This is a genomic window from Aquabacterium lacunae (assembly GCF_004310865.1).
Classification (GTDB): Bacteria; Pseudomonadota; Gammaproteobacteria; order Burkholderiales; family Burkholderiaceae_C; genus Aquabacterium; species Aquabacterium lacunae.
In genome coordinates this window covers 304,982-321,700 of the sequence record NZ_SIXI01000003.1, presented here as the reverse complement: position 1 = coordinate 321,700, position 16,719 = coordinate 304,982, and the positions used below count along the sequence as shown (strand labels likewise).

At 64.3% G+C, this 16,719-nt stretch carries 28 protein-coding genes and 1 tRNA gene; 25 read left to right on the top strand and 4 right to left on the bottom strand.

The window, feature by feature from the left end; all coding sequences use genetic code 11:
- The first annotated feature begins 1 nt into the window (after window position 1).
- The 25 genes from ispH (at window position 2) to EYS42_RS08755 (ending at window position 13,419) form a co-directional block, all read left to right on the top strand.
- Entirely contained in the window at window positions 2-982 is a 981-nt protein-coding gene (gene ispH / locus EYS42_RS08850; protein ID WP_130967797.1) for a 4-hydroxy-3-methylbut-2-enyl diphosphate reductase, read from the top strand.
- A 47-nt stretch (window positions 983-1,029) separates the two neighbouring features.
- Window positions 1,030-2,349 (top strand): serine--tRNA ligase, encoded by a 1,320-nt coding sequence (gene serS, locus EYS42_RS08845; protein ID WP_130967796.1) that lies wholly within the window; start codon window positions 1,030-1,032, stop codon window positions 2,347-2,349.
- 102 nt (window positions 2,350-2,451) lie between these two features.
- Window positions 2,452-2,542, top strand: a tRNA-Ser gene (locus EYS42_RS08840).
- Between the two features lie 617 nt (window positions 2,543-3,159).
- Entirely contained in the window at window positions 3,160-3,300 is a 141-nt protein-coding gene (locus EYS42_RS17065; protein WP_165456693.1) for a hypothetical protein, read from the top strand.
- Window positions 3,301-3,412: 112 nt separating this feature from the next.
- Complete coding sequence (locus tag EYS42_RS08835) at window positions 3,413-3,667, top strand: hypothetical protein (RefSeq protein WP_130967795.1); 255 nt, start codon at window positions 3,413-3,415, stop codon at window positions 3,665-3,667.
- Between the two features lie 100 nt (window positions 3,668-3,767).
- Entirely contained in the window at window positions 3,768-4,055 is a 288-nt protein-coding gene (locus tag EYS42_RS08830) for a hypothetical protein (RefSeq protein WP_130967794.1), read from the top strand.
- Entirely contained in the window at window positions 4,052-4,954 is a 903-nt protein-coding gene (locus EYS42_RS08825) for a hypothetical protein (RefSeq protein ID WP_130967793.1), read from the top strand. The genes EYS42_RS08830 and EYS42_RS08825 overlap by 4 nt, the downstream gene beginning before the upstream one ends.
- A gap of 197 nt (window positions 4,955-5,151) precedes the next feature.
- Window positions 5,152-5,544, top strand: a complete 393-nt coding sequence (locus EYS42_RS08820) for a hypothetical protein (RefSeq protein ID WP_130967792.1) — start codon at window positions 5,152-5,154, stop codon at window positions 5,542-5,544.
- 344 nt (window positions 5,545-5,888) lie between these two features.
- Window positions 5,889-6,161, top strand: coding sequence for a hypothetical protein (locus EYS42_RS08815; protein WP_130967791.1), 273 nt, complete (start codon window positions 5,889-5,891; stop codon window positions 6,159-6,161).
- Between the two features lie 14 nt (window positions 6,162-6,175).
- The gene (locus EYS42_RS08810) at window positions 6,176-6,481 is read left to right on the top strand and encodes a hypothetical protein (protein WP_130967790.1); all 306 of its coding nucleotides are present in this window, start codon (window positions 6,176-6,178) and stop codon (window positions 6,479-6,481) included.
- A gap of 5 nt (window positions 6,482-6,486) precedes the next feature.
- A complete protein-coding gene (locus EYS42_RS08805; RefSeq protein WP_130967789.1) occupies window positions 6,487-6,867 on the top strand; it encodes a hypothetical protein in 381 nt (126 codons plus the stop codon).
- Entirely contained in the window at window positions 6,864-7,373 is a 510-nt protein-coding gene (locus tag EYS42_RS08800) for a hypothetical protein (RefSeq protein ID WP_130967788.1), read from the top strand. Before EYS42_RS08805 ends, EYS42_RS08800 begins: the two co-directional genes overlap by 4 nt.
- Before the next feature lie 50 nt (window positions 7,374-7,423).
- Window positions 7,424-7,996, top strand: coding sequence for a hypothetical protein (locus EYS42_RS08795; RefSeq protein WP_130967787.1), 573 nt, complete (start codon window positions 7,424-7,426; stop codon window positions 7,994-7,996).
- A gap of 158 nt (window positions 7,997-8,154) precedes the next feature.
- A complete protein-coding gene (locus EYS42_RS17060; protein WP_165456692.1) occupies window positions 8,155-8,310 on the top strand; it encodes a hypothetical protein in 156 nt (51 codons plus the stop codon).
- 136 nt (window positions 8,311-8,446) lie between these two features.
- Window positions 8,447-9,292 carry a major capsid protein P2 gene (locus EYS42_RS08790; RefSeq protein ID WP_130967786.1) on the top strand — a complete coding sequence of 282 codons (846 nt, stop codon included), beginning with the start codon at window positions 8,447-8,449 and terminating at the stop codon, window positions 9,290-9,292.
- A 72-nt stretch (window positions 9,293-9,364) separates the two neighbouring features.
- Window positions 9,365-9,712 (top strand): hypothetical protein, encoded by a 348-nt coding sequence (locus EYS42_RS08785; RefSeq protein ID WP_130967785.1) that lies wholly within the window; start codon window positions 9,365-9,367, stop codon window positions 9,710-9,712.
- Window positions 9,712-9,990, top strand: a complete 279-nt coding sequence (locus EYS42_RS08780; RefSeq protein ID WP_130967784.1) for a hypothetical protein — start codon at window positions 9,712-9,714, stop codon at window positions 9,988-9,990. The genes EYS42_RS08785 and EYS42_RS08780 overlap by 1 nt, the downstream gene beginning before the upstream one ends.
- Complete coding sequence (locus EYS42_RS08775; RefSeq protein ID WP_130967783.1) at window positions 9,990-10,364, top strand: hypothetical protein; 375 nt, start codon at window positions 9,990-9,992, stop codon at window positions 10,362-10,364. The genes EYS42_RS08780 and EYS42_RS08775 overlap by 1 nt, the downstream gene beginning before the upstream one ends.
- Window positions 10,361-11,104 carry a hypothetical protein gene (locus EYS42_RS08770; RefSeq protein ID WP_130967782.1) on the top strand — a complete coding sequence of 248 codons (744 nt, stop codon included), beginning with the start codon at window positions 10,361-10,363 and terminating at the stop codon, window positions 11,102-11,104. Before EYS42_RS08775 ends, EYS42_RS08770 begins: the two co-directional genes overlap by 4 nt.
- Complete coding sequence (locus tag EYS42_RS08765; RefSeq protein ID WP_245503570.1) at window positions 11,101-11,778, top strand: glycoside hydrolase family 24 protein; 678 nt, start codon at window positions 11,101-11,103, stop codon at window positions 11,776-11,778. Before EYS42_RS08770 ends, EYS42_RS08765 begins: the two co-directional genes overlap by 4 nt.
- Window positions 11,775-12,224, top strand: coding sequence for a hypothetical protein (locus EYS42_RS08760; protein ID WP_130967781.1), 450 nt, complete (start codon window positions 11,775-11,777; stop codon window positions 12,222-12,224). The genes EYS42_RS08765 and EYS42_RS08760 overlap by 4 nt, the downstream gene beginning before the upstream one ends.
- A gap of 3 nt (window positions 12,225-12,227) precedes the next feature.
- On the top strand, window positions 12,228-12,380 hold the full coding sequence (locus EYS42_RS17055) for a hypothetical protein (protein ID WP_165456691.1): 153 nt from the start codon (window positions 12,228-12,230) through the stop codon (window positions 12,378-12,380).
- Window positions 12,381-12,382: 2 nt separating this feature from the next.
- Window positions 12,383-12,550, top strand: a complete 168-nt coding sequence (locus EYS42_RS17050) for a hypothetical protein (protein ID WP_165456690.1) — start codon at window positions 12,383-12,385, stop codon at window positions 12,548-12,550.
- Window positions 12,551-12,552: 2 nt separating this feature from the next.
- Window positions 12,553-12,678, top strand: a complete 126-nt coding sequence (locus EYS42_RS17430; RefSeq protein WP_280960179.1) for a hypothetical protein — start codon at window positions 12,553-12,555, stop codon at window positions 12,676-12,678.
- Window positions 12,679-12,735: 57 nt separating this feature from the next.
- Window positions 12,736-13,419, top strand: coding sequence for a hypothetical protein (locus tag EYS42_RS08755; protein ID WP_130967780.1), 684 nt, complete (start codon window positions 12,736-12,738; stop codon window positions 13,417-13,419).
- Window positions 13,420-13,464: 45 nt separating this feature from the next.
- Here the strand turns inward: EYS42_RS08755 and EYS42_RS08750 are convergent, their stop codons facing one another.
- From EYS42_RS08750 to EYS42_RS08735, 4 genes are all read right to left on the bottom strand, one after another.
- Window positions 13,465-14,025, bottom strand: coding sequence for a recombinase family protein (locus EYS42_RS08750; RefSeq protein ID WP_130967779.1), 561 nt, complete (start codon window positions 14,023-14,025; stop codon window positions 13,465-13,467).
- A 362-nt stretch (window positions 14,026-14,387) separates the two neighbouring features.
- Entirely contained in the window at window positions 14,388-15,212 is an 825-nt protein-coding gene (locus EYS42_RS08745) for an antA/AntB antirepressor family protein (protein WP_165456689.1), read from the bottom strand.
- Between the two features lie 488 nt (window positions 15,213-15,700).
- Window positions 15,701-16,129, bottom strand: a complete 429-nt coding sequence (locus EYS42_RS08740; protein WP_130967777.1) for a hypothetical protein — start codon at window positions 16,127-16,129, stop codon at window positions 15,701-15,703.
- A complete protein-coding gene (locus EYS42_RS08735) occupies window positions 16,126-16,590 on the bottom strand; it encodes a hypothetical protein (RefSeq protein ID WP_130967776.1) in 465 nt (154 codons plus the stop codon). The genes EYS42_RS08740 and EYS42_RS08735 overlap by 4 nt, the downstream gene beginning before the upstream one ends.
- Window positions 16,591-16,719 lie beyond the last annotated feature (129 nt).

Here is a 16,719-nt window from a genome sequence, read left to right as displayed (position 1 = left end):
CATGACCCCACCCCTTGTCGAAGACGTGCTGCTGGCCGAGCCCCGCGGCTTTTGCGCCGGTGTCGACCGTGCCATCGAGATCGTGGAGCGGGCCCTGGCCCAGTTTGGCGCACCCATCTACGTGCGCCACGAGATCGTGCACAACACCTACGTGGTCAATGACCTGAAGGCCAAGGGCGCCATCTTCATCGAAGACCTGGCCGACGTGCCGCCCGGTGCCACCCTGATCTTCAGCGCCCATGGCGTGAGTCAGGAAGTGCGCCAGGAGGCCGAGCGCCGCGGCTTCAGCGTGTTCGACGCCACCTGCCCGCTGGTCACCAAGGTGCATGTGGAAGTGGCCAAGCTGCGCCGCGAAGGCTACGAGTTCCTGATGATCGGTCACAAGGGCCACCCCGAGGTCGAAGGCACCATGGGGCAGCTGTCCGACGGCATCTACCTGGTTGAAGACGAGGCCGATGTGGCCCGCGTGCAGGTGCAGAACCCGGCCATGCTGGCCGTGGTCACGCAGACCACGCTGTCGGTGGACGATGCCGCGGCCATCCTGGCGGCCATCAAGCAGCGCTTCCCGAACATCCGCGAGCCCAAGCAGCAGGACATCTGCTACGCCACCCAGAACCGGCAGGACGCCATCAAGATCATGGCGCCGCAGGTGGATGTGGTCGTGGTGGTGGGCAGCCCCACCAGCTCCAACAGCAACCGCTTGCGCGAGCTGGCCGAGCGCCTGGGCACGCCGGCCTACATGGTCGACTGCCCCGAAGACCTGCAAGATGCCTGGTTCGAAGGCCGCACGCGCGTCGGCCTGACCGCCGGCGCCTCGGCCCCCGATGTGCTGGTGCAGCAGGTGATCGCCCGCCTCAAGGCGATGGGCGCGGTCAGCGTGCGCCGCATGCAGGGTGTGGAAGAGCATGTGCGCTTCCCGCTGCCCAAGGGCCTGGGCGGCACCGGGCTGGACCGGCCCTTGCCGTCTGAACGTGCCAGCTGACACCCGCCTGCCTACAATCCCCCGAACACTCCAGCCCACATTCACCCATGCTCGACATCGCCCTGCTGCGCAAAGACCTCGACAGCGTCCTGGCCGGCCTGAACAAGCGCAAGACCCCTCAACCCTTCCTGGACGAAGCCCGCTACCGAGCCCTCGAAGGCGAGCGCAAGCAGATCCAGACGCGCACCGAAGAGCTGCAAAGCCAGCGCAACACCCTGAGCAAGCAGATCGGCATGCTCAAGGGCAAGGCCGCCAAGGGTGAAGACACGGCCGCTCAGGTCGAGGTCGTGATGGCCGAAGTGGCCGGCCTCGGCGACGAGCTCAAGACCAGCGCCGAGCGCCTCGATGCGCTGCAGGCCGAGCTGCAATCGCTGCTGCTGAGCGTGCCCAACCTGCCGCACGACAGCGTGCCGGTGGGCCACGACGAAGCCGGCAACGTGGAAGTGCGCCGCTGGGGCACGCCGCGCACCTTCGACTTCGCGGTGCGTGACCATGTGGACGTGGGCGAAGGCCTGGGCCTCGACTTTGAAACCGGTGCCAAGCTGTCGGGCGCTCGCTTCACCTTCATGAAGGGCCACCTGGCGCGCCTGCACCGTGCGCTGGCGCAGTTCATGCTCGACGTGCAGACCCAGGCGCATGGCTACACCGAGTGCTACACGCCTTACCTGGTCAAAGCCCCGGCCCTGCAGGGCACGGGCCAGCTGCCCAAGTTCGAGCAAGACCTCTTCCATGTCACCTCGGGTGACGGCGAAGCCGCCGACAGCAAGTGGTACCTGATCCCCACCAGCGAGGTCACGCTCACCAACACGGTGGCCGACACGATCGTGCCGGCCGAGCAGCTGCCGATCAAGCTCACGGGCCACACGCCGTGCTTCCGTTCGGAAGCGGGCAGCGCCGGCCGCGACACCCGCGGCATGATCCGCCAGCACCAGTTCGACAAGGTGGAAATGGTGCAGATCACCACGCCCGAGCAGAGCTACGCCGCGCTCGAAGAGATGGTGGGCCATGCCGAAGCCATCTTGCAGAAGCTGGAGCTGCCCTACCGCGTGATGGCACTGTGCACGGGCGACATGGGCTTTGGCGCCACCAAGACCTACGACCTCGAGGTGTGGCTGCCCGCGCAGAACACCTACCGCGAGATCAGCTCCTGCTCGAACTGCGAAGCCTTCCAGGCCCGTCGCATGCAGGCGCGTTTCAAGAACGCTCAGGGCAAGAACGACTGGGTGCACACCCTGAACGGCTCGGGCCTGGCCGTGGGCCGCGCCCTGGTGGCCGTGCTGGAGAACCACCAGCAGGCCGACGGCTCTGTGAAGGTCCCGGCGGCTCTGCGGCCCTACCTGGGCGGCGCCGAAGTGCTGCGCCCCTGATCCGCGGGGTGCGCCAACTTTTTCAACCGAAGTTGGCGCAAACGGCGAAACCGCTGTTATAGTAGCGGGCTACGCCGTTGACCACGGATGCAACCAGTTTCAGGAGAGGTGGCAGAGTGGTCGAATGTACCTGACTCGAAATCAGGCGTACGGTATCCCCGTACCGTGGGTTCGAATCCCACCCTCTCCGCCACTTGAGCCCGGCAGACGAAAGTCTGTCGGGCTTTTTGGTTTTTGGCGCACCGCTGCCGATTCGATCGCCGCCAGCATGGGAACGTCAGGGCCTGCCACCAGCGCGGGCAGTGCTGCGCCTTCCTGGGGCAGCAGGCCGAAGATTTTTCCCGCCCATGCTTCCAGATGGGCTCTGACCTCGGGGTCTTTCTCTCGCTCAAGACGGGCAACCATCAGGACTTCCCCAGCTGGGACGCCACAGGTGTGCGCCACCTTGATCGCGATGGAATCCGGCATGTTCCCCGTCTTCGACTTGTGGATCGTTGGCTGCGTGTAGCCGCCCAGGATCTCGCCAAAGACGCGATCAGACATCTTTGGGTCACCAAGCACCTTTTTGGCTTCTGCGATGTACTGCGCGCATGTCTTCATGAGGACTCTCCTGTTGCATGGTTATTTTAGCCTTAATGCCTGCTATAGTTTCAAGGTCGAAAAGACCATAAGCGGGATTAAGCCATGCACATCATGCCGAAGGGAACCCCTCCACGGGGCGGCTGTGAACGGATTTACACCAGGGAAACAAGCCAGGCGCACAAGCCTGCGCTGCCCCTTTGGCGTGTGCGCTTGGAGGTGTGCCGCCTGATGTGGTGGCCGGAGTGGGAAGGCCACGCGGCCGATGCGCAGGCCGCGACCACCCAGGCCAAGGCCGACACACGCCGCCGCCTGGGCCTGGGCCCTGAGCTGTTCCTGGCCGTCCTGGCCGTGCATGAGGTGCGCGCATGACCCTGAGCATGTACGCCCAAATCAACGCCATGCAGCAATGGTGTGACGCGCTCACTGAGGCCCAGCTGCAGGGCTGCGCCTATTCCTGGTACAGCCCCTACTGGGAGGCCGTATGAACAAGCCCTCTCCGACGCATATCCCCAAAAGCCATCACCTTGAGTTCAAGCTCAAGGGCAAATGGGTCAAAGGGCCAGAGATGGACGAATCCGAGCCCATGAGTCTGTGGCTCGAAGTTGGCAAGCTGATGGCCATTGACAAGGGCTGCAACCAGGCGCGTGTGGTTGCCACGCTTGAGGATGGGACATGGTTCGTTCCTTTCATCTGGTCATCTGCGCGCGGATGGTTCAACAACGGGCGCACCGAATGAAGGCCCGCAACGTGTTAGCCCTGATCGGCCTGGCCGTGGTGATCGTCAAGGCACCGTCCGTCACCTACAGCGTCTTGGAGCGCCTGGCGAGGGTCTTGAAATGAAGCAGGCCGAAGACGACCTGACGATTGACCTGATCGAAGGCGAGCCGGTCAAATTGACCGCTACCGCGTTGGATCGCATCAAGGTCATGGACTACCGCGGCCCCAAGGATCGCCCGGCCTGCCGGTCGTGCCGCTTCCTTGAGACGGTCTACCACCAGCCCGACACGCTGATGGCCTTTGAGCGCCATTGGTGCCTGCGTGGCGGCTTCCGCGTGCAGCTGGGCGGCTGCTGTGCTGTGTACGAGCGCAACCCGCTCAAGCCCGTGAAGGGGCGCGGCCGTTGACCTACGTTCGCACGGCCGCCCTGTCACGGCAGGAGGCCCCCCAATTCGCCGCGCTGATGGACGACGAGGTGATCGCCTTGCGTCTGCTGCCCGCCTGGGTGCGCTGGCTCTACCTTGAGCTTGTGGCCATGTCTGATTTCAAGACAGGCCACATCTATACGTCCTACGCCCGATTGGCTAGCCTGCTCGACTGCGATCAACCGACGCAAGGCGGCAAGCGCCTGGACGTGCCCACGATCAAGCAGATCCGCACGGCCCTGGACACCCTCGACCGGATGCAGCTCGCACTGCGTGACAAGGCCGGAAATGAGGAGAAACGAGAGCTAAAAATTCTTGTTCGGCCCCGTCAAGGTCTAGGTGCGTCCAAAGCCGAACAGGGCAGGGGTAAGGGCAGACCCCAAACGCCTCAGAACTACGATAAACACGGGCCGGAACGCAAACCGGACCCCGGCGCAGGGCAGATGGGCGGGCAGGGGGTTCAGGAGAGAAATTCCTTACTTCCCCTACCCCTTCATGTGGACAACTTGTCCACACGCGCAGGCCGTTCGAATACCTCGGAATTGGCCCCCCAAGGGGGCAGCAATCGCCCCTCCGGGGCACGCCCCCCAGGGGCTCACACCAGGCCCCCAAGGGGGCAGGAATCGGCCCTGCCGGGCCACGCCCCCCGGGAGCTTGGCGACGATGAACGCGCCTGGCTGGCAGCTGACTCGGCGGAACGAATACGACTCTCACGGGAGCGGTGGGCGGCCCAACGCGCCCACGAACCACCAGGGGTGCGGGTGGACGACCCCAGCACGTGGGCAAGGGATGAAGAGGGCCGCTTGGTGCTGCCCGTCGATCACCCGAGCAACCAGGCGCTGAGGCACGACCGAGGACCGGACAAGCCGTTTTGGTCTTGATGGCACGAAGTCGATTTTCTGGACCGCGGGACACCGAGCCCGCGTCCATTCACCGAGCCAAGGGGCCAGCAAGGCCCGGAATCACGCGCAGGAGGCGCGAACGCATGCAAACAAGCACCGGCACACCAACCACCCCGAAAAAACGCGCCAGAGGGCCGGGAAACACGGGGCCCGATTACAGGCACCTGACATGGCCCATGGTGAACGCCGGGCCGGGCCTGACTGCCTACGCCCAATTGCCCGAGCTGGCCGGGCATGTGGTGCGCATCCAGCTCGAAGGGGTCAAGCCCGAGCATGCCGAGCGGGTGCGCCTGCTGGCCGGTGTTGATAGCCTGCTTGACGTGTGCAGCTACACCGACGAAGGCGGGGAGCGCCATAGCGCCGGGGCCTGCCTGGTGAGCCTGGCCGTGCTGGACGGACTCAAGCCCGGCCCCGATGTGGTGCCGGTGTTCCATGTGCCGCCCCATGGGCCGCGCAGTGATGCCCTCGCGCCCGCTGCTGTGCCGCTGCAGGTGCTGGTCGAGCTGGGCGAGGGGGCGCCATGGGGTGCAAGCATCCGAGTGATTTTTACCCCGGCGGTGAAGTCATGAGCTGGACCGAACAAAGACCAACCGCCCCCGGCGCCTACTGGATGCGCAAGCCTGACGGGGATGTGAAGCCCGTGGAGGTGGCAACCTTCCCCGGTGGCTTGCGGATCTTTTACCCCGGCGTTCAATACCCGCCTGCCCTGTCGCTGGACATGTTCGACCCTGGCAAGGGGTTCGCATGGGCCGGGCCCATAGAGCCGCCGCCCCTGCCGTCTCTGTAGAAGGCTCTATAGAAAACCGCCCGCCAGGTCAACTTTCGGCGGGGTCAACATCGCCCCTGTTTGCCTGCCCTGGCCAGGGGCGATTTCAATGGGCTGGTCGTCAACTTCAACCAACCGAGACCCCCCATGAAACTGCTGTCGTTCCTGCCCATGATCCGCGCGCAAGTGCCGCTGATCTACCTGCCCGTCTTTGACGCCATGGTCGAAGAGGCCAAGGGCTACCAGGCCGAGCGCGAAGCCCTGAACGCCTCTGTGCAGCACCTGGCCAAAAAGCTGGACGAGGTGATCCGTGCCCACAACCAGCACGCCACCGGCATCACCGCCATCACCACGGAACTGAACCGTGTGGTCGACGTGGTGACCACCCACACCACCCGCATCAACGCGCTGTCCAACTGAGCCAGGGAGTCAAAATGATCCGCGAACAACTCCAGCAGCTGGCCGATGGCCTGGACCGCCTGAACGAGTCGGGCAACGTGCGCTCCGACGGTGAGCGCTTCCTGGCTGAGCTGCGTGTGATGGCCCGCCAGCTCATCGACCAGGCCGACCAGGCCAGCCAGGCCGAAGCGCAGGCCAAGCCCGATCCGGTGGATGTGCGCCTGGACCTGTTGGCCAACAAGGTGGACGACATCGCCGCGCAGTTCGCCGACGTGTCTGACCTGGTCAACCAGCTGGCCAAGCTGGCCGGTGATCTGCAGACCGCTGCAGTGAAGGGCTGACCACCATGGCCAAGATCATCGGGCGCAAAGGCTGTCCTTACTGCGGCTTTGAGAGCGCCCACGTCAAGCAGTCGGAGGGCAAGCACCCTTACCACCACTGCCCCGAGTGCGGAATCATGACCACCGCACGCAATGGCCAGCAGGCCCGATTGATCACGGCCAACATGCGGCCTGAGCCCGACTACACGTCACCCGAATACGGTGGCGCAGCGGGCAAGCCTGCGGCCGGTGAGGTGCCCACGCCGCCGGCGGCCGCTGATCCGATCATCGTGCCGGGTGTCGTTGTGAAGAACGGCATCAAGAAGCCCGCCAAGGATGCCCCCGCGCCGGTCCCGGCCGGTGGCAATGGCCTGTGGTCTCAGCTGGTGAAGGGCGGTGCCCAATGAGCGCGGCCGACACCACCGAAGCCACGCTGGCCCCCGACCTGGCCGAGCTGCAGGCCATCGCCACGGCGCAGGACGCTGCCATTGCAGGCGGCAACATCGTGCCGGGTCAAATTGACCCTGCAGGCGAGCCCGAACCGCAGGCCAACCAGGCCGAAGAACTGGCCGCCATGCTGCAGATGGGCGTGGTGATGCTCAGCCCGGCCCTGCCGTTCCTGCCGCAGTGCTACACGCCGGAGGCATGCCACCAGATCGGCGTGGCCTTTGACGCCGTGGCGCAAAAGCATGGCTGGAACCTCGATGCCGTCAAGTCGCCTGAGCTGGCGCTGGCTGTGGCCGCACTGCCGCCGACCATCACCGCCGTGATGATGGGCCGGGCCCACTTTGCGGCCCAGCGTGCGGCCCGTGCAGCGCACGACAAGGCCCGCACGGTCGAGAACCAGGCGCAGGCCCGGGCCGATCACTCTGGCCATGGCGGTGCCGTGATGCAGCCGGGGGCCGTGGGCTGATGGGTGCGCACCTCTCCGGGCAGTCCTGGGGGGTGCTGGCAGCGTCTGAGATGGGGAAGGGCGTCTGGCTCAAGCAGCGCCTTTCCTCGCTCAAGCCTGCCCGCCTGCTCATCTGGGACACCAATGACGAATACGACCGCCAGGCGCGTGCCGTGGCCACGCTGGCCGAGCTGGTGCAGGCCATCGCCGCCCCGCGCTTCGCCGTGCGCTATGTGCCGCGCTCGCGCAAGGACAAAGACCTGCGGGCCGAGTTCGAAACCTTCTGCCTGATCGCCTACGCCGCCCGCGAATCCGTGATCGTGGTGGAAGAGCTGGCCGACGTGACCAGCCCGAGCTTTGCGCCGCCTGCCTGGCGCAAGCTCAACACGCGCGGCCGACACCACCAGGGCCTGACCATCTACTGGTGCAGCCAGTCGCCCGCGTTCGTGGACAAGGCGTCCATGGGCAACGCCACGCATCTGCATGTGGGCTACCTGGGCGAGCCCCGACACCGCCAGGCAGCGGCCGCACACCTGGGGTGCACTGCAGATGACATTGATGCGCTCAAGCAATTTGAGTTCATCGAATATGTCAAAGCCACCAAAGAAAGGTCTAAAGGGAAAGTCAAACTGACCCGCAAATAAGGCTCTATAGAACGCGTCTATATAAAGCCACACCCAGCCAAAAGAGGCCCCCTGTTTCTCTGTAGAAGCCGGGGGCTTTTTCTATAGAGATTGGCGTGGGTTTCTATAGAACCTGCCGTCTATGGATTGAACGGGCCGGAGTTTTCAGACTTCGGGGCATGGAAATCAAGAAGTTCCTGCCGTCGATCCCGCAAATCAGCCGTGAAGCGCTGGCCATCCTGGCCGCGACGCTGCTGGCTTCGTGGGTCATTTCGAAAGTCCCGGCTTGGCAAAAGCTGGTCCGGGATAACTCGCCCCCCAACCCGTTCAATTAAGGAAACACCTTGAAAGGTTATCTGAAAATCGCTGGCGTGGCCCTGGCCGCTTATGCCGCTGTGGCCTTCGTGCAGAAGTCCGTCATGCCCATCCCCGTGGTCGGCAATTACCTGCCCAAGTAATCGGGGGGCACACATGATCTACCTGCAACTGCCGCCGTTCAACCCGATTTCCAATGGCGTGCGTTCCACCACCGTGGTGCAGCGCTGGGCGCTGACCCTGGGCCGGGTGCAGCTGAAATTCAGCGGCTCCATCACCAAATCGACGATCTCTGAAATCGTCGTGAAGATCGGCGCTCGCGTGATCTTCGGCCCCATCTCGGGCACCGAGTTGGACCGCTTGAACATGTACCGCGGCGTGTACGACCAGAGCGACCGCCTCACGATCGATTTCACCGACTGGAACCAGCCCAACGTGCTGGAGCGCGAGATCGGCGGCATCGACATCCCCGCGCTGGGCGATGAAGACATCTATGTCGAAGTGGTCAACAGCGCTGGCGCTGGCACGCCAGGCCTGTCGGCCATCGGCGGCTTCACCTCGCTGCAGTTCGACCCGTCGAAGCCTGACCCCAATGGCCAGCTGATCAAAAAGACGCTGGCGATCACGATCCCGACCAGCGGCGGAACGAATGTGACCTGGCTGCCCGACTTCCGAGGCGCCCAGATCCAGCGCGTGCACTTTGCCTACACGGGCACCGACTGGACCACGTCCGTGAACGGCAATCTGCAGCGCGTGGAATGCCGCAAGAACGGCACGGCCGTGTGGGACCGCATCGAATGCGCGGACAACCGCTTCATTTTGCGTGAGCACAAAAAGGTGCCTCAGTCGCGCTTCTACAGCCTGGACTTCATTCACGACAACAACATGCGCGCCATGTTGGATACCCGTGACGCTCGCGCGCTGGAGTTCAACCTGTCACTGGGTGCCACGGACACGATCAAGGCCATCGTGGAAATGCTGGACGCACCCCGCAACTTCTGACGATCACTCACCAGGCCGCCCGGGGGCCTGGGCTCCGAAACCCCGGGCAATTTTCCCCTTTCAGGAAACCACATGAGTTTGATTGACGATTTTTTGAATGACGACGTGTCGGCGCAGGATATCGCCGTGAATACCCAGGCGGGCATTTACGGCTCTCCGGCTCCGATGGTTTCCGGCTCCCTGCAATCGTCGCTGCTGGGCATTGGCACGTCGTTCCTGTCCGGCCTGGCCAGCGTCGAGCTGCTCAAGCGCTCGGCGCAGGTGCAGCCGCAGATCGTGAGCCGCCAGGCGCCGCTGTATGCAGACTCAGCTGACGTAACGACCCGTGCGGCCGCTCAGCTGGGCTCCGTGCGCTTGGGCAACCTGCTGCCCTTCATTGTGCTGGGTGGCGTGGCCTACCTGGTGCTGAAGGGGCGCTGATGAGTTCTGCTCTCGTTCAAGCCGGGATGGCTGCCATGGGCGTGCCCATGGGTGGCGGTGGTGCCGGCGGCGGTCCGTCGCTGCAAATCTCCACCAGCTCCAGCGCTCGCAGTGGTGACGCCAAGCTCGACGGCTCGGGCTGGTCTGTGTCGACTGGCTCCGGCTCCGCGTCGGGCTCTGGCCTGCTGGCCGGGCTGGGCCTGGGTGGTGATGCCGCCTGGGTGCTCGGCCTGGCTGTCGTTGTCGTTCTGCTGGCCCTGCGCCGCAAGGGGGCCTGATGGGGCTGTTGGGTTCGCTCTTCTCGTCCAAATCGTCCAGCACGGCCAGCACGGCGAACAACGACAACCGCCAGGTCAACGACTCCGGCGGTGGTGACCTGGTCAGTGGCTCGGGCAACAACATCACCGATGGGGGCGCGTTCGCCATCGTTGACAAGCTGGTGAGCAACCTCGGGGCTGTTGCCCAGGCGCAGACATCCGTGGCCCGTGACATTGCCCTGCGCGACACCGCGCAGGGCTCCATCTACGCGCAACGCGCTGTAGAGGCCCAAGAGGCCGCTGCAGCCGCCAGCGCCGACACCTTCAACAAGACCGCCGTGGCCATCGCTGTCGCTGGCCTGGTCGTGCTCTACGTCCTCAAGCGCCGCAAATGATCCAGACGTACACATTCCGAGGCCAGGGGCGTCAAATTGACGCCGCCGGTGTCTCGTTCCGGTATGAGTCCGGATCCGATGGTGCAGGTGAAACCACCATCGAACTGCGTGTCGACGGCATTCCCCTGGGCACCTTTGAGCCAGGCGATCAGCTGGACCTGCCAACGCCTGCCCGCCGTTGGGAGATCGTCCCTCGCTCGTCTGGTTGCCTGGGCTCTGTGCGCATTGGCATGGGCCGCGTCACGTCGGCCAAGCTGAGTGGCGTTGTGCAGACCATCGACGGCGGGAAGTCTCGCAGCCTGGCCGGTGGTGGCCTGGCTGCTTACTGCGGCGTCGGCTCTGTCGCCAGCCAGTTCGGTCAAGCGCAGCTGTGGAACACGGCGGGCTCTGGCAAAAACCTGATCGTCACAGCCTGCTCTGTGGCCTCCGGTGCTCAGGGGCCGCTCAACTGCTCGGCGTTCCTGGGCCAGGTGCAGCTGTCCACGTACATCGGCGCAGGCCAGAACAAGAAGACGGGCGGCGCTGTGTCCACCGCTGCACAAACCCGCGTCGAGAACGTCGGGGCGGGCCGTGCGCCATCGGTGCCGCAAATCCTGCGGAATTTCTCAGGCCTGGCCAGCCAGCAGGCGGACTGGAAAAGCTCTGAGCCCATCGTGATCTTGCCCGGCTATGGCCTGACCGTGCACCACTGGGGCGCGGCCGTTGACCTGGGTGTGTCGTTCGAATGGTTTGAGGAATGAACCAGCCCGCGCAGCTGGCCATTGCGCTCACTGTCGCGGCCGTCGCCGCTTACCTCATGGCGCAGGCCATGGAAGACGCCCAGGCCGCGCAGGAAGCGGCCGCACCTGACCTCCCATGGTTCGACCCGTGGGGCTCTCTCGAAACCGGAATCTCTGACATGCAAAAGGCAATCACCAACGACAAGACGGCCGCAGGCAACGAACGCGCGTTCCTGGCCGTCATCCGTCACGCTGAGGGCACCTCGGCCGCTGACGGCTACAGCATCCGCTTCGGTGGTGCTCGCTTCAGTGGCTTCGCCGATCACCCGCGCATCGCCACTCAGTTCACCGATGGCGCTGGACGTCGCCTGTGGACCAGTGCGGCCGGGGCCTATCAGTTCATGGCCGTGAGCCCGATCCCCGGCGGTGGCTCCACCAAGGTCAACACCTGGGACCGCATCAAGGCGAAGCTGCGCCTGCCCGACTTCAGCCCGGCCAGCCAGGACGCGGCCGCGCTGGAGCTGATCCGCGAAGCCGGTGCCCTGGCCGACGTGCGTGCTGGCCGCTTTGCCGAGGCCATCACCAAGGTCAAGGGCATCTGGGCCAGCATGCCGGGCGCAGGTTACGCCCAGCCCGAGAAGAGCCTGGCCACGCTGGCCAGCGTGTTCAAGCGCTCCGGCGGGGTGATGGCATGAGCGCTGCACCGAACACCCTCAAGCTCGCCGCCGCTGCTGGCCTGGCCGTCGTCCTGGTCGTGGTGCTGCTCAAAAAAAAAGACCTGCTGGCCCGTGCGGCTGCGGGTGCAGTGGGTGCGGTGGGTGATGTGGGCGCTGGCCTGGCTGTGGGCGTGGGCTCTGTGTTCGGCATGCCCGCAACCGATGCCGACAAGTGCGCCGCCGCCAAGGCCAGCGGCTCGCTGTGGGAGCAGTCGCTGTACTGCCCGGCCATCGACTTCACCAGCTCAGCGCTGCAGCGTGCCAACCAGGCCGCAGGCGATGCCGTGCAGACCGTGGGAGCCGCCGTAGGTGTGCCCCGCACCAACGAAACCGAGTGCCAGCGGGCTCTCCGAGAGGGGCGCACCTGGGACGCCTCTTTCGCCTGCGACGCGGGCACCTTCCTCAAATCCACTTTCGGACTCTGACCCATGGCCAAGTTTCACATCCCCCACAACACCACCCGCATGCTCAGTGCGGCATCCGTCAAGGCCGCGCGGCGTGCTGTTGTCACGCATGCCGTGGTCAAACCCAACCCCGCCATTGGCGCCCTGATTCGTTCCCTCACCCCCAAGAAAGGCTGATCATGTTCAAGCTGTTCGCACGTCGTCTCCGTGAACCCTCCACCGTCGCCGGTCTGTCGGCCCTGGCCCTGCTGGCCGGTCTGCCGCCTGGCACTGTCGACCTGGCCGCGCAGGCCATCGCCGGTGTCGCTGGCCTGGCCGCTGTGCTGCTTCCGGAGGGCAAGCAGTGAGCGTGGATCTGCTGTCCGTGGTGGGCCTGGCGGTGCCGACAACTGGCGCCCTGCTGGCCCTGCTGTTCCGCACTGAGGCGCGTATCACCCGCCTCGAAACCATCATCGAAGGGATGCGCCATGCGTAAAGCCAAGACCCCGCCCCGCGGCAAGAATGGCCGCTTCAAACGCAAGCGCTGAGCACCATGGCCGCACCGATCATCCATTTGAACTCTCTGGTCGTGGCTGAGGTGCCGCCTGGGACGCCACGAGTCATTTCCACCGAGCTGAGGCCGCGTGTTGCTGACGTTGTTCTAGCTGGCGGTGGTGGTGCCTCTGTTGATGTGGGCGATACGCCTGCCGCGCTGCCTGCCTCGGGGTGGGCCCTGACTGCTGGCACCAACGCGCACGGATTTTCAGGTGGGCGGGTCAAGGCTCAAATCACCGGCAACGGGACCGGGGCCGCTGGGTTTTTCACCATCGCGTCAAACGGTACATTGTCCGGCCTGACCATCACCCAAGGCGGGAGCGGGTACACCGGCACGGTGACCGCCACGCCCGTGAAATGTCCTCAGGTGACGGTGTTGGTCGACCTGGGCACCAATTGGCACCAGTACACCCGCGCATCATTGCATCTGGCATCTGCTGGCGGTGATTCGTGTCTCCGGCTGACTGCTGAGATGGGCATGGAGCTGGGCGCCATCAATTTCATGCCGGTGGCCTACTCTCGCTCCACTGGTGCACTCTCTGAAATGTGGTTGCAACCGTGGCACGGTGGGAGCCCCGCTGCAATGATGTGTCTCGGCTCTCGGTACTTCCGGTTCCGCCTGGAGCTGGGCCAGGATGTGGGCTCGACAACCGCGTTTGTCATGTGCGCCATGCCCCAATGACAAAACCCCGCTCCGGCGGGGTTTGTCGTTTCTGCAGGGTAATTTTTACCCGCTCGCTTCGGCCCTGGCCAGCGCTCGCTTGATGCTGGACACATGACACCCGTACTGCCTGGCCAGGCTCGCTTTCGTGGCCAGGCCGTTGCGCACCTGGCGCACCACTGCGGCCTCTTCTGCCGGTGTGAGTGCCCTGGCCCTGCCGAGGGTCGATCCGCGCGCCCTGGCCGCTGCCAGGCCTGCCCGCGTGCGTTCCCGGATAATGTTGCGTTCGAACTCAGCGAAGGCCCCGATGATCTGCAGCATCATCTTGCCGGCCGGGGTGCTGGTGTCGATGGGTTCGGTGCAGCTCTTGAAGTGCACGCCCCTTGTGTTGAGCCGGTCCAGCAGCGTGAGCAGCTCGCGCAGCGACCTGGCCAGGCGGTCGACCTTGTAGACGACCAGTGTGTCACCCTCCCGGGTGGTGTCGATGCATGCCCCAAGGATGGGCCGTTGCGCCGCGCTGCTGCGCTTTTCTTCGAAGACTCTCTCTACCCCTGCACGCTTGAGTGCGTCGAGCTGGAGTGTTGTTTCTTGTTCGTCAGTAGATACCCTGGCGTAACCGATCAGCATGACATTCTGTGGTTCGAAATTGGGCGTGTGAGTTTCGGTCTATCGAACCACGTTTGTGCACCAGAGGAACGGCGTAAACCGGGCCTAGATCGATAACGACCCTCTCCGCCAATAAGCAGAAGCCCTTGCAAGTCGTTGATTTGCAAGGGTTTTTTGCTTTCCGGGGTGTGGCGAGTTACCACATGCAGTTACCACATGCGATCCCTTCGGGCCCCGTGGGGGTGTACCTGATGTGAGCACCCCTGGGGGACGGCCCCGTCAGAGGCCGCAAGGCAAGGCCTGAGGCCACCCCCTAGACAACCTCCCGAGGCCCATAGCGGGGCCGGGATGGGTGTTGCTGGGGCTGCTGGCGCTGGTGGCGGTCACGCCTGCTGTCTGGCCTTGTGGGCGTACTTGGCGGGCGACACCTTGCCCCCGTAGGAGGCGCGGAGGATGGCCTCAATGGTGGCCCGCTGGGCGATGTCGCCAGCGATGAGGGCGTGGGCTGTCTCGTAGCACTGGCTGTAGAGGATGGCGTCGTCAGTGTCGATGACATCCCGCACGCCCTTACCGAAGGTGTCCCGCCAGTAGGCCGGAGGGTGCCCCGTCAGGACTTCGCACACGATGGTCTTCACCAGTCGCTCACGGTCCATCGCCACGACCTTCACGGATGACCCCGGAAGGGTGCCCGCTTTGGCTTGGTCTGCGGCCCGCTTGATGAGCGTGTGCGTCATCTTGTTGTCGGTGCCAACGATGGCGTCAACGCGGATGCCCATGTGCTCAGACAGGCGCAGTGCTAGGCGCTCCATGTCGAGGAAGTAGGCGCGGATGTCTTCACCCTCGGGCGTGTTCGCTTGCATCGCCAAGTGGGCGGCAAGGTCACGGCTTAGGGAGTAGTCCTGGCGCGGACGGCCCCCGGTGCCCTGGGTGACTTTCGCGGAAATTTCCGCAAAAGGTTCTGGGCGGGTCAACAGAGGTTTGATGTAGTGCGCGACCCAATCGCGGAAGCGTCCGTGGGGCTTGCCGATCTTTTCCCATAGCTTGCGGGCGTCGATCTGGGGGGCCTTGGGGTCTTCGACTAACGGCAACACTTGGCGGGTGCGGATGATTCGGGCTGCTTGCTTCTCGCCAAACCCAAGTGTGATCATGGTGGCTGTGGATGCGGTGTTGATGGTCTGGCGGAGGCTGTCGCCTGTTCGTTTGGTCATGGGTTCTTCTTTGGGTTGTCTCCCTGCTGTCCGAGTTCCACCCGCATGACACCCGTAGGGCCATGACACCCAGCCATGCGGCAAGGACAGGAGGAAGACAACCGAAAGAGACGGGGTTGGTAGGTGAGGCCGTGGAAGGGCCGGGGATGTGTGCCAAGCTGGGCGCTGGCGCTTGATGGGTGCCCGTGGCTTGAGATGCCATCGGGGGATGAGGCTCATGGACTGACCCAATGACGACCCAGCACCTGAGGTGCCCCGGAAGGTGGGCAACAGGTCACCGTGAGAGATGGCCTAGGGTTGCTCTGTTGGTGTCGTTCCGGTGTCGCTTGCTGATCCCGAGGGGAGGGGGATCATGGATGTCAGACCTTGGTGGTCTTGCACCTCATGTATTGATCATCATGAATCGTGGGTCATGAATCCTGAGTCTTGAATCATGAATGCCTTAGCGAAATGGAACCGTTCGGTAACCCGTCGCTAACCGCTGGGTTTCAGAAGTCGGCAAGAGGGGGCGCAGGTTGTTGCCCTTGTTTCTCCGTAGGTGCCTGTGTGGTCCGGGCTGTTGGTGGTCTTCCACCCTTGGCACCATTCGCACGATTGACCTGCGCCTTGCGCACGGCCTCCGCAAACTCCCGGGCCTGGACTTCATCAAAGATGCAGCCATCGGCGTCCTGCGCGAGGTGCCCGAGGTCTAGCAGGGTCTGGAGGTGCGCGGCCTCCTCTGATCCTGGCTTGATCCTCAGGCGGGCCTCCAGTACCGGGCGGGGCATCTTGCAGCTCACCACCTTCCACAGCGTGGCCCTGATCCAATCGAACATGCCCCGTTCGGACAACGTGAGGTTGTCCACCCGTGAGGCGTGCTCAGACCAGTTGAACCGCATGTAGGGCATCTGGCTGTTGAGTTCAAGTGCTGTGCTCATGCTTGGGCCCCGTGCTGCTGGGCATCGCTCGGGGTCTCCTGGCTGGTATCGCCAGTGACCACGGGCCGCACTGAGGTGATGACGCGGGGCCGCACCTGGACCCCTATCGCGGGCCGGGAGGGTGTCAGGCGGGGCGCTGCTGGCGGTTGGCTGCTCTGGTACTGGCTGTAAATGGCGGGGGCTTCCCGTGCATCCTCAGGCAGGTAGCGCAGGGCATCGCGGGTATGCGGGGCGGTCTGCTGGTGCATGGTCTTCATCACGTCTGGGTGGACATGCTTGGCGAGGTATGACCTCAGGGCCATATCCACTGCGGCTGAGTTCGTGAGCTTCTGGCCGGTGCGCCGTTCGTGGTCCCTGATGAAGTGCTTGAGGGCCCCAAAGGTCGAATTGCGGAAGGTGATGGCCCGTTCAATCAATACCTCATGCGAGGCGTTCGGGCTGGTGGGTGACGTGTGGTTCATTTCTTTCATTGGTGGGTGGGCGTGGAAAAGGCGAAGCCCCGGACCTTGCGATCACGGGGCTGTGGTCTTCTAAGACGAAGGGGCAATTTCTGGCGGCGGGCGGTTCTTCCTCTAAGACGGTGGGTCAAT

Excerpts from the sequence above, each read along its gene's own strand:
- EYS42_RS17060 (WP_165456692.1), top strand. The coding sequence starts at position 8,155 with ATGGAAATCAAGAAGTTCCTGCCGTCGATCCCGCAAATCAGCCGTGAA.
- EYS42_RS08775 (WP_130967783.1), top strand. The coding sequence starts at position 9,990 with ATGGGGCTGTTGGGTTCGCTCTTCTCGTCCAAATCGTCCAGCACGGCC.
- EYS42_RS17065 (WP_165456693.1), top strand. The coding sequence starts at position 3,160 with ATGTGGTGGCCGGAGTGGGAAGGCCACGCGGCCGATGCGCAGGCCGCG.
- EYS42_RS08745 (WP_165456689.1), bottom strand. The coding sequence starts at position 15,212 with ATGACCAAACGAACAGGCGACAGCCTCCGCCAGACCATCAACACCGCA.
- serS (WP_130967796.1), top strand. The coding sequence starts at position 1,030 with ATGCTCGACATCGCCCTGCTGCGCAAAGACCTCGACAGCGTCCTGGCC.
- EYS42_RS08820 (WP_130967792.1), top strand. The coding sequence starts at position 5,152 with ATGGTGAACGCCGGGCCGGGCCTGACTGCCTACGCCCAATTGCCCGAG.
- EYS42_RS08780 (WP_130967784.1), top strand. The coding sequence starts at position 9,712 with ATGAGTTCTGCTCTCGTTCAAGCCGGGATGGCTGCCATGGGCGTGCCC.
- EYS42_RS08805 (WP_130967789.1), top strand. The coding sequence starts at position 6,487 with ATGGCCAAGATCATCGGGCGCAAAGGCTGTCCTTACTGCGGCTTTGAG.
- EYS42_RS08830 (WP_130967794.1), top strand. The coding sequence starts at position 3,768 with ATGAAGCAGGCCGAAGACGACCTGACGATTGACCTGATCGAAGGCGAG.
- EYS42_RS17050 (WP_165456690.1), top strand. The coding sequence starts at position 12,383 with ATGTTCAAGCTGTTCGCACGTCGTCTCCGTGAACCCTCCACCGTCGCC.
- EYS42_RS08815 (WP_130967791.1), top strand. The coding sequence starts at position 5,889 with ATGAAACTGCTGTCGTTCCTGCCCATGATCCGCGCGCAAGTGCCGCTG.
- EYS42_RS08795 (WP_130967787.1), top strand. The coding sequence starts at position 7,424 with ATGGGGAAGGGCGTCTGGCTCAAGCAGCGCCTTTCCTCGCTCAAGCCT.
- EYS42_RS08740 (WP_130967777.1), bottom strand. The coding sequence starts at position 16,129 with ATGAGCACAGCACTTGAACTCAACAGCCAGATGCCCTACATGCGGTTC.
- ispH (WP_130967797.1), top strand. The coding sequence starts at position 2 with ATGACCCCACCCCTTGTCGAAGACGTGCTGCTGGCCGAGCCCCGCGGC.
- EYS42_RS08760 (WP_130967781.1), top strand. The coding sequence starts at position 11,775 with ATGAGCGCTGCACCGAACACCCTCAAGCTCGCCGCCGCTGCTGGCCTG.
- EYS42_RS08750 (WP_130967779.1), bottom strand. The coding sequence starts at position 14,025 with ATGCTGATCGGTTACGCCAGGGTATCTACTGACGAACAAGAAACAACA.
- EYS42_RS08785 (WP_130967785.1), top strand. The coding sequence starts at position 9,365 with ATGAGTTTGATTGACGATTTTTTGAATGACGACGTGTCGGCGCAGGAT.
- EYS42_RS08800 (WP_130967788.1), top strand. The coding sequence starts at position 6,864 with ATGAGCGCGGCCGACACCACCGAAGCCACGCTGGCCCCCGACCTGGCC.
- EYS42_RS08755 (WP_130967780.1), top strand. The coding sequence starts at position 12,736 with ATGGCCGCACCGATCATCCATTTGAACTCTCTGGTCGTGGCTGAGGTG.
- EYS42_RS17055 (WP_165456691.1), top strand. The coding sequence starts at position 12,228 with ATGGCCAAGTTTCACATCCCCCACAACACCACCCGCATGCTCAGTGCG.
- EYS42_RS08835 (WP_130967795.1), top strand. The coding sequence starts at position 3,413 with ATGAACAAGCCCTCTCCGACGCATATCCCCAAAAGCCATCACCTTGAG.
- EYS42_RS08790 (WP_130967786.1), top strand. The coding sequence starts at position 8,447 with ATGATCTACCTGCAACTGCCGCCGTTCAACCCGATTTCCAATGGCGTG.
- EYS42_RS08765 (WP_245503570.1), top strand. The coding sequence starts at position 11,101 with ATGAACCAGCCCGCGCAGCTGGCCATTGCGCTCACTGTCGCGGCCGTC.
- EYS42_RS08770 (WP_130967782.1), top strand. The coding sequence starts at position 10,361 with ATGATCCAGACGTACACATTCCGAGGCCAGGGGCGTCAAATTGACGCC.
- EYS42_RS08810 (WP_130967790.1), top strand. The coding sequence starts at position 6,176 with ATGATCCGCGAACAACTCCAGCAGCTGGCCGATGGCCTGGACCGCCTG.
- EYS42_RS08735 (WP_130967776.1), bottom strand. The coding sequence starts at position 16,590 with ATGAACCACACGTCACCCACCAGCCCGAACGCCTCGCATGAGGTATTG.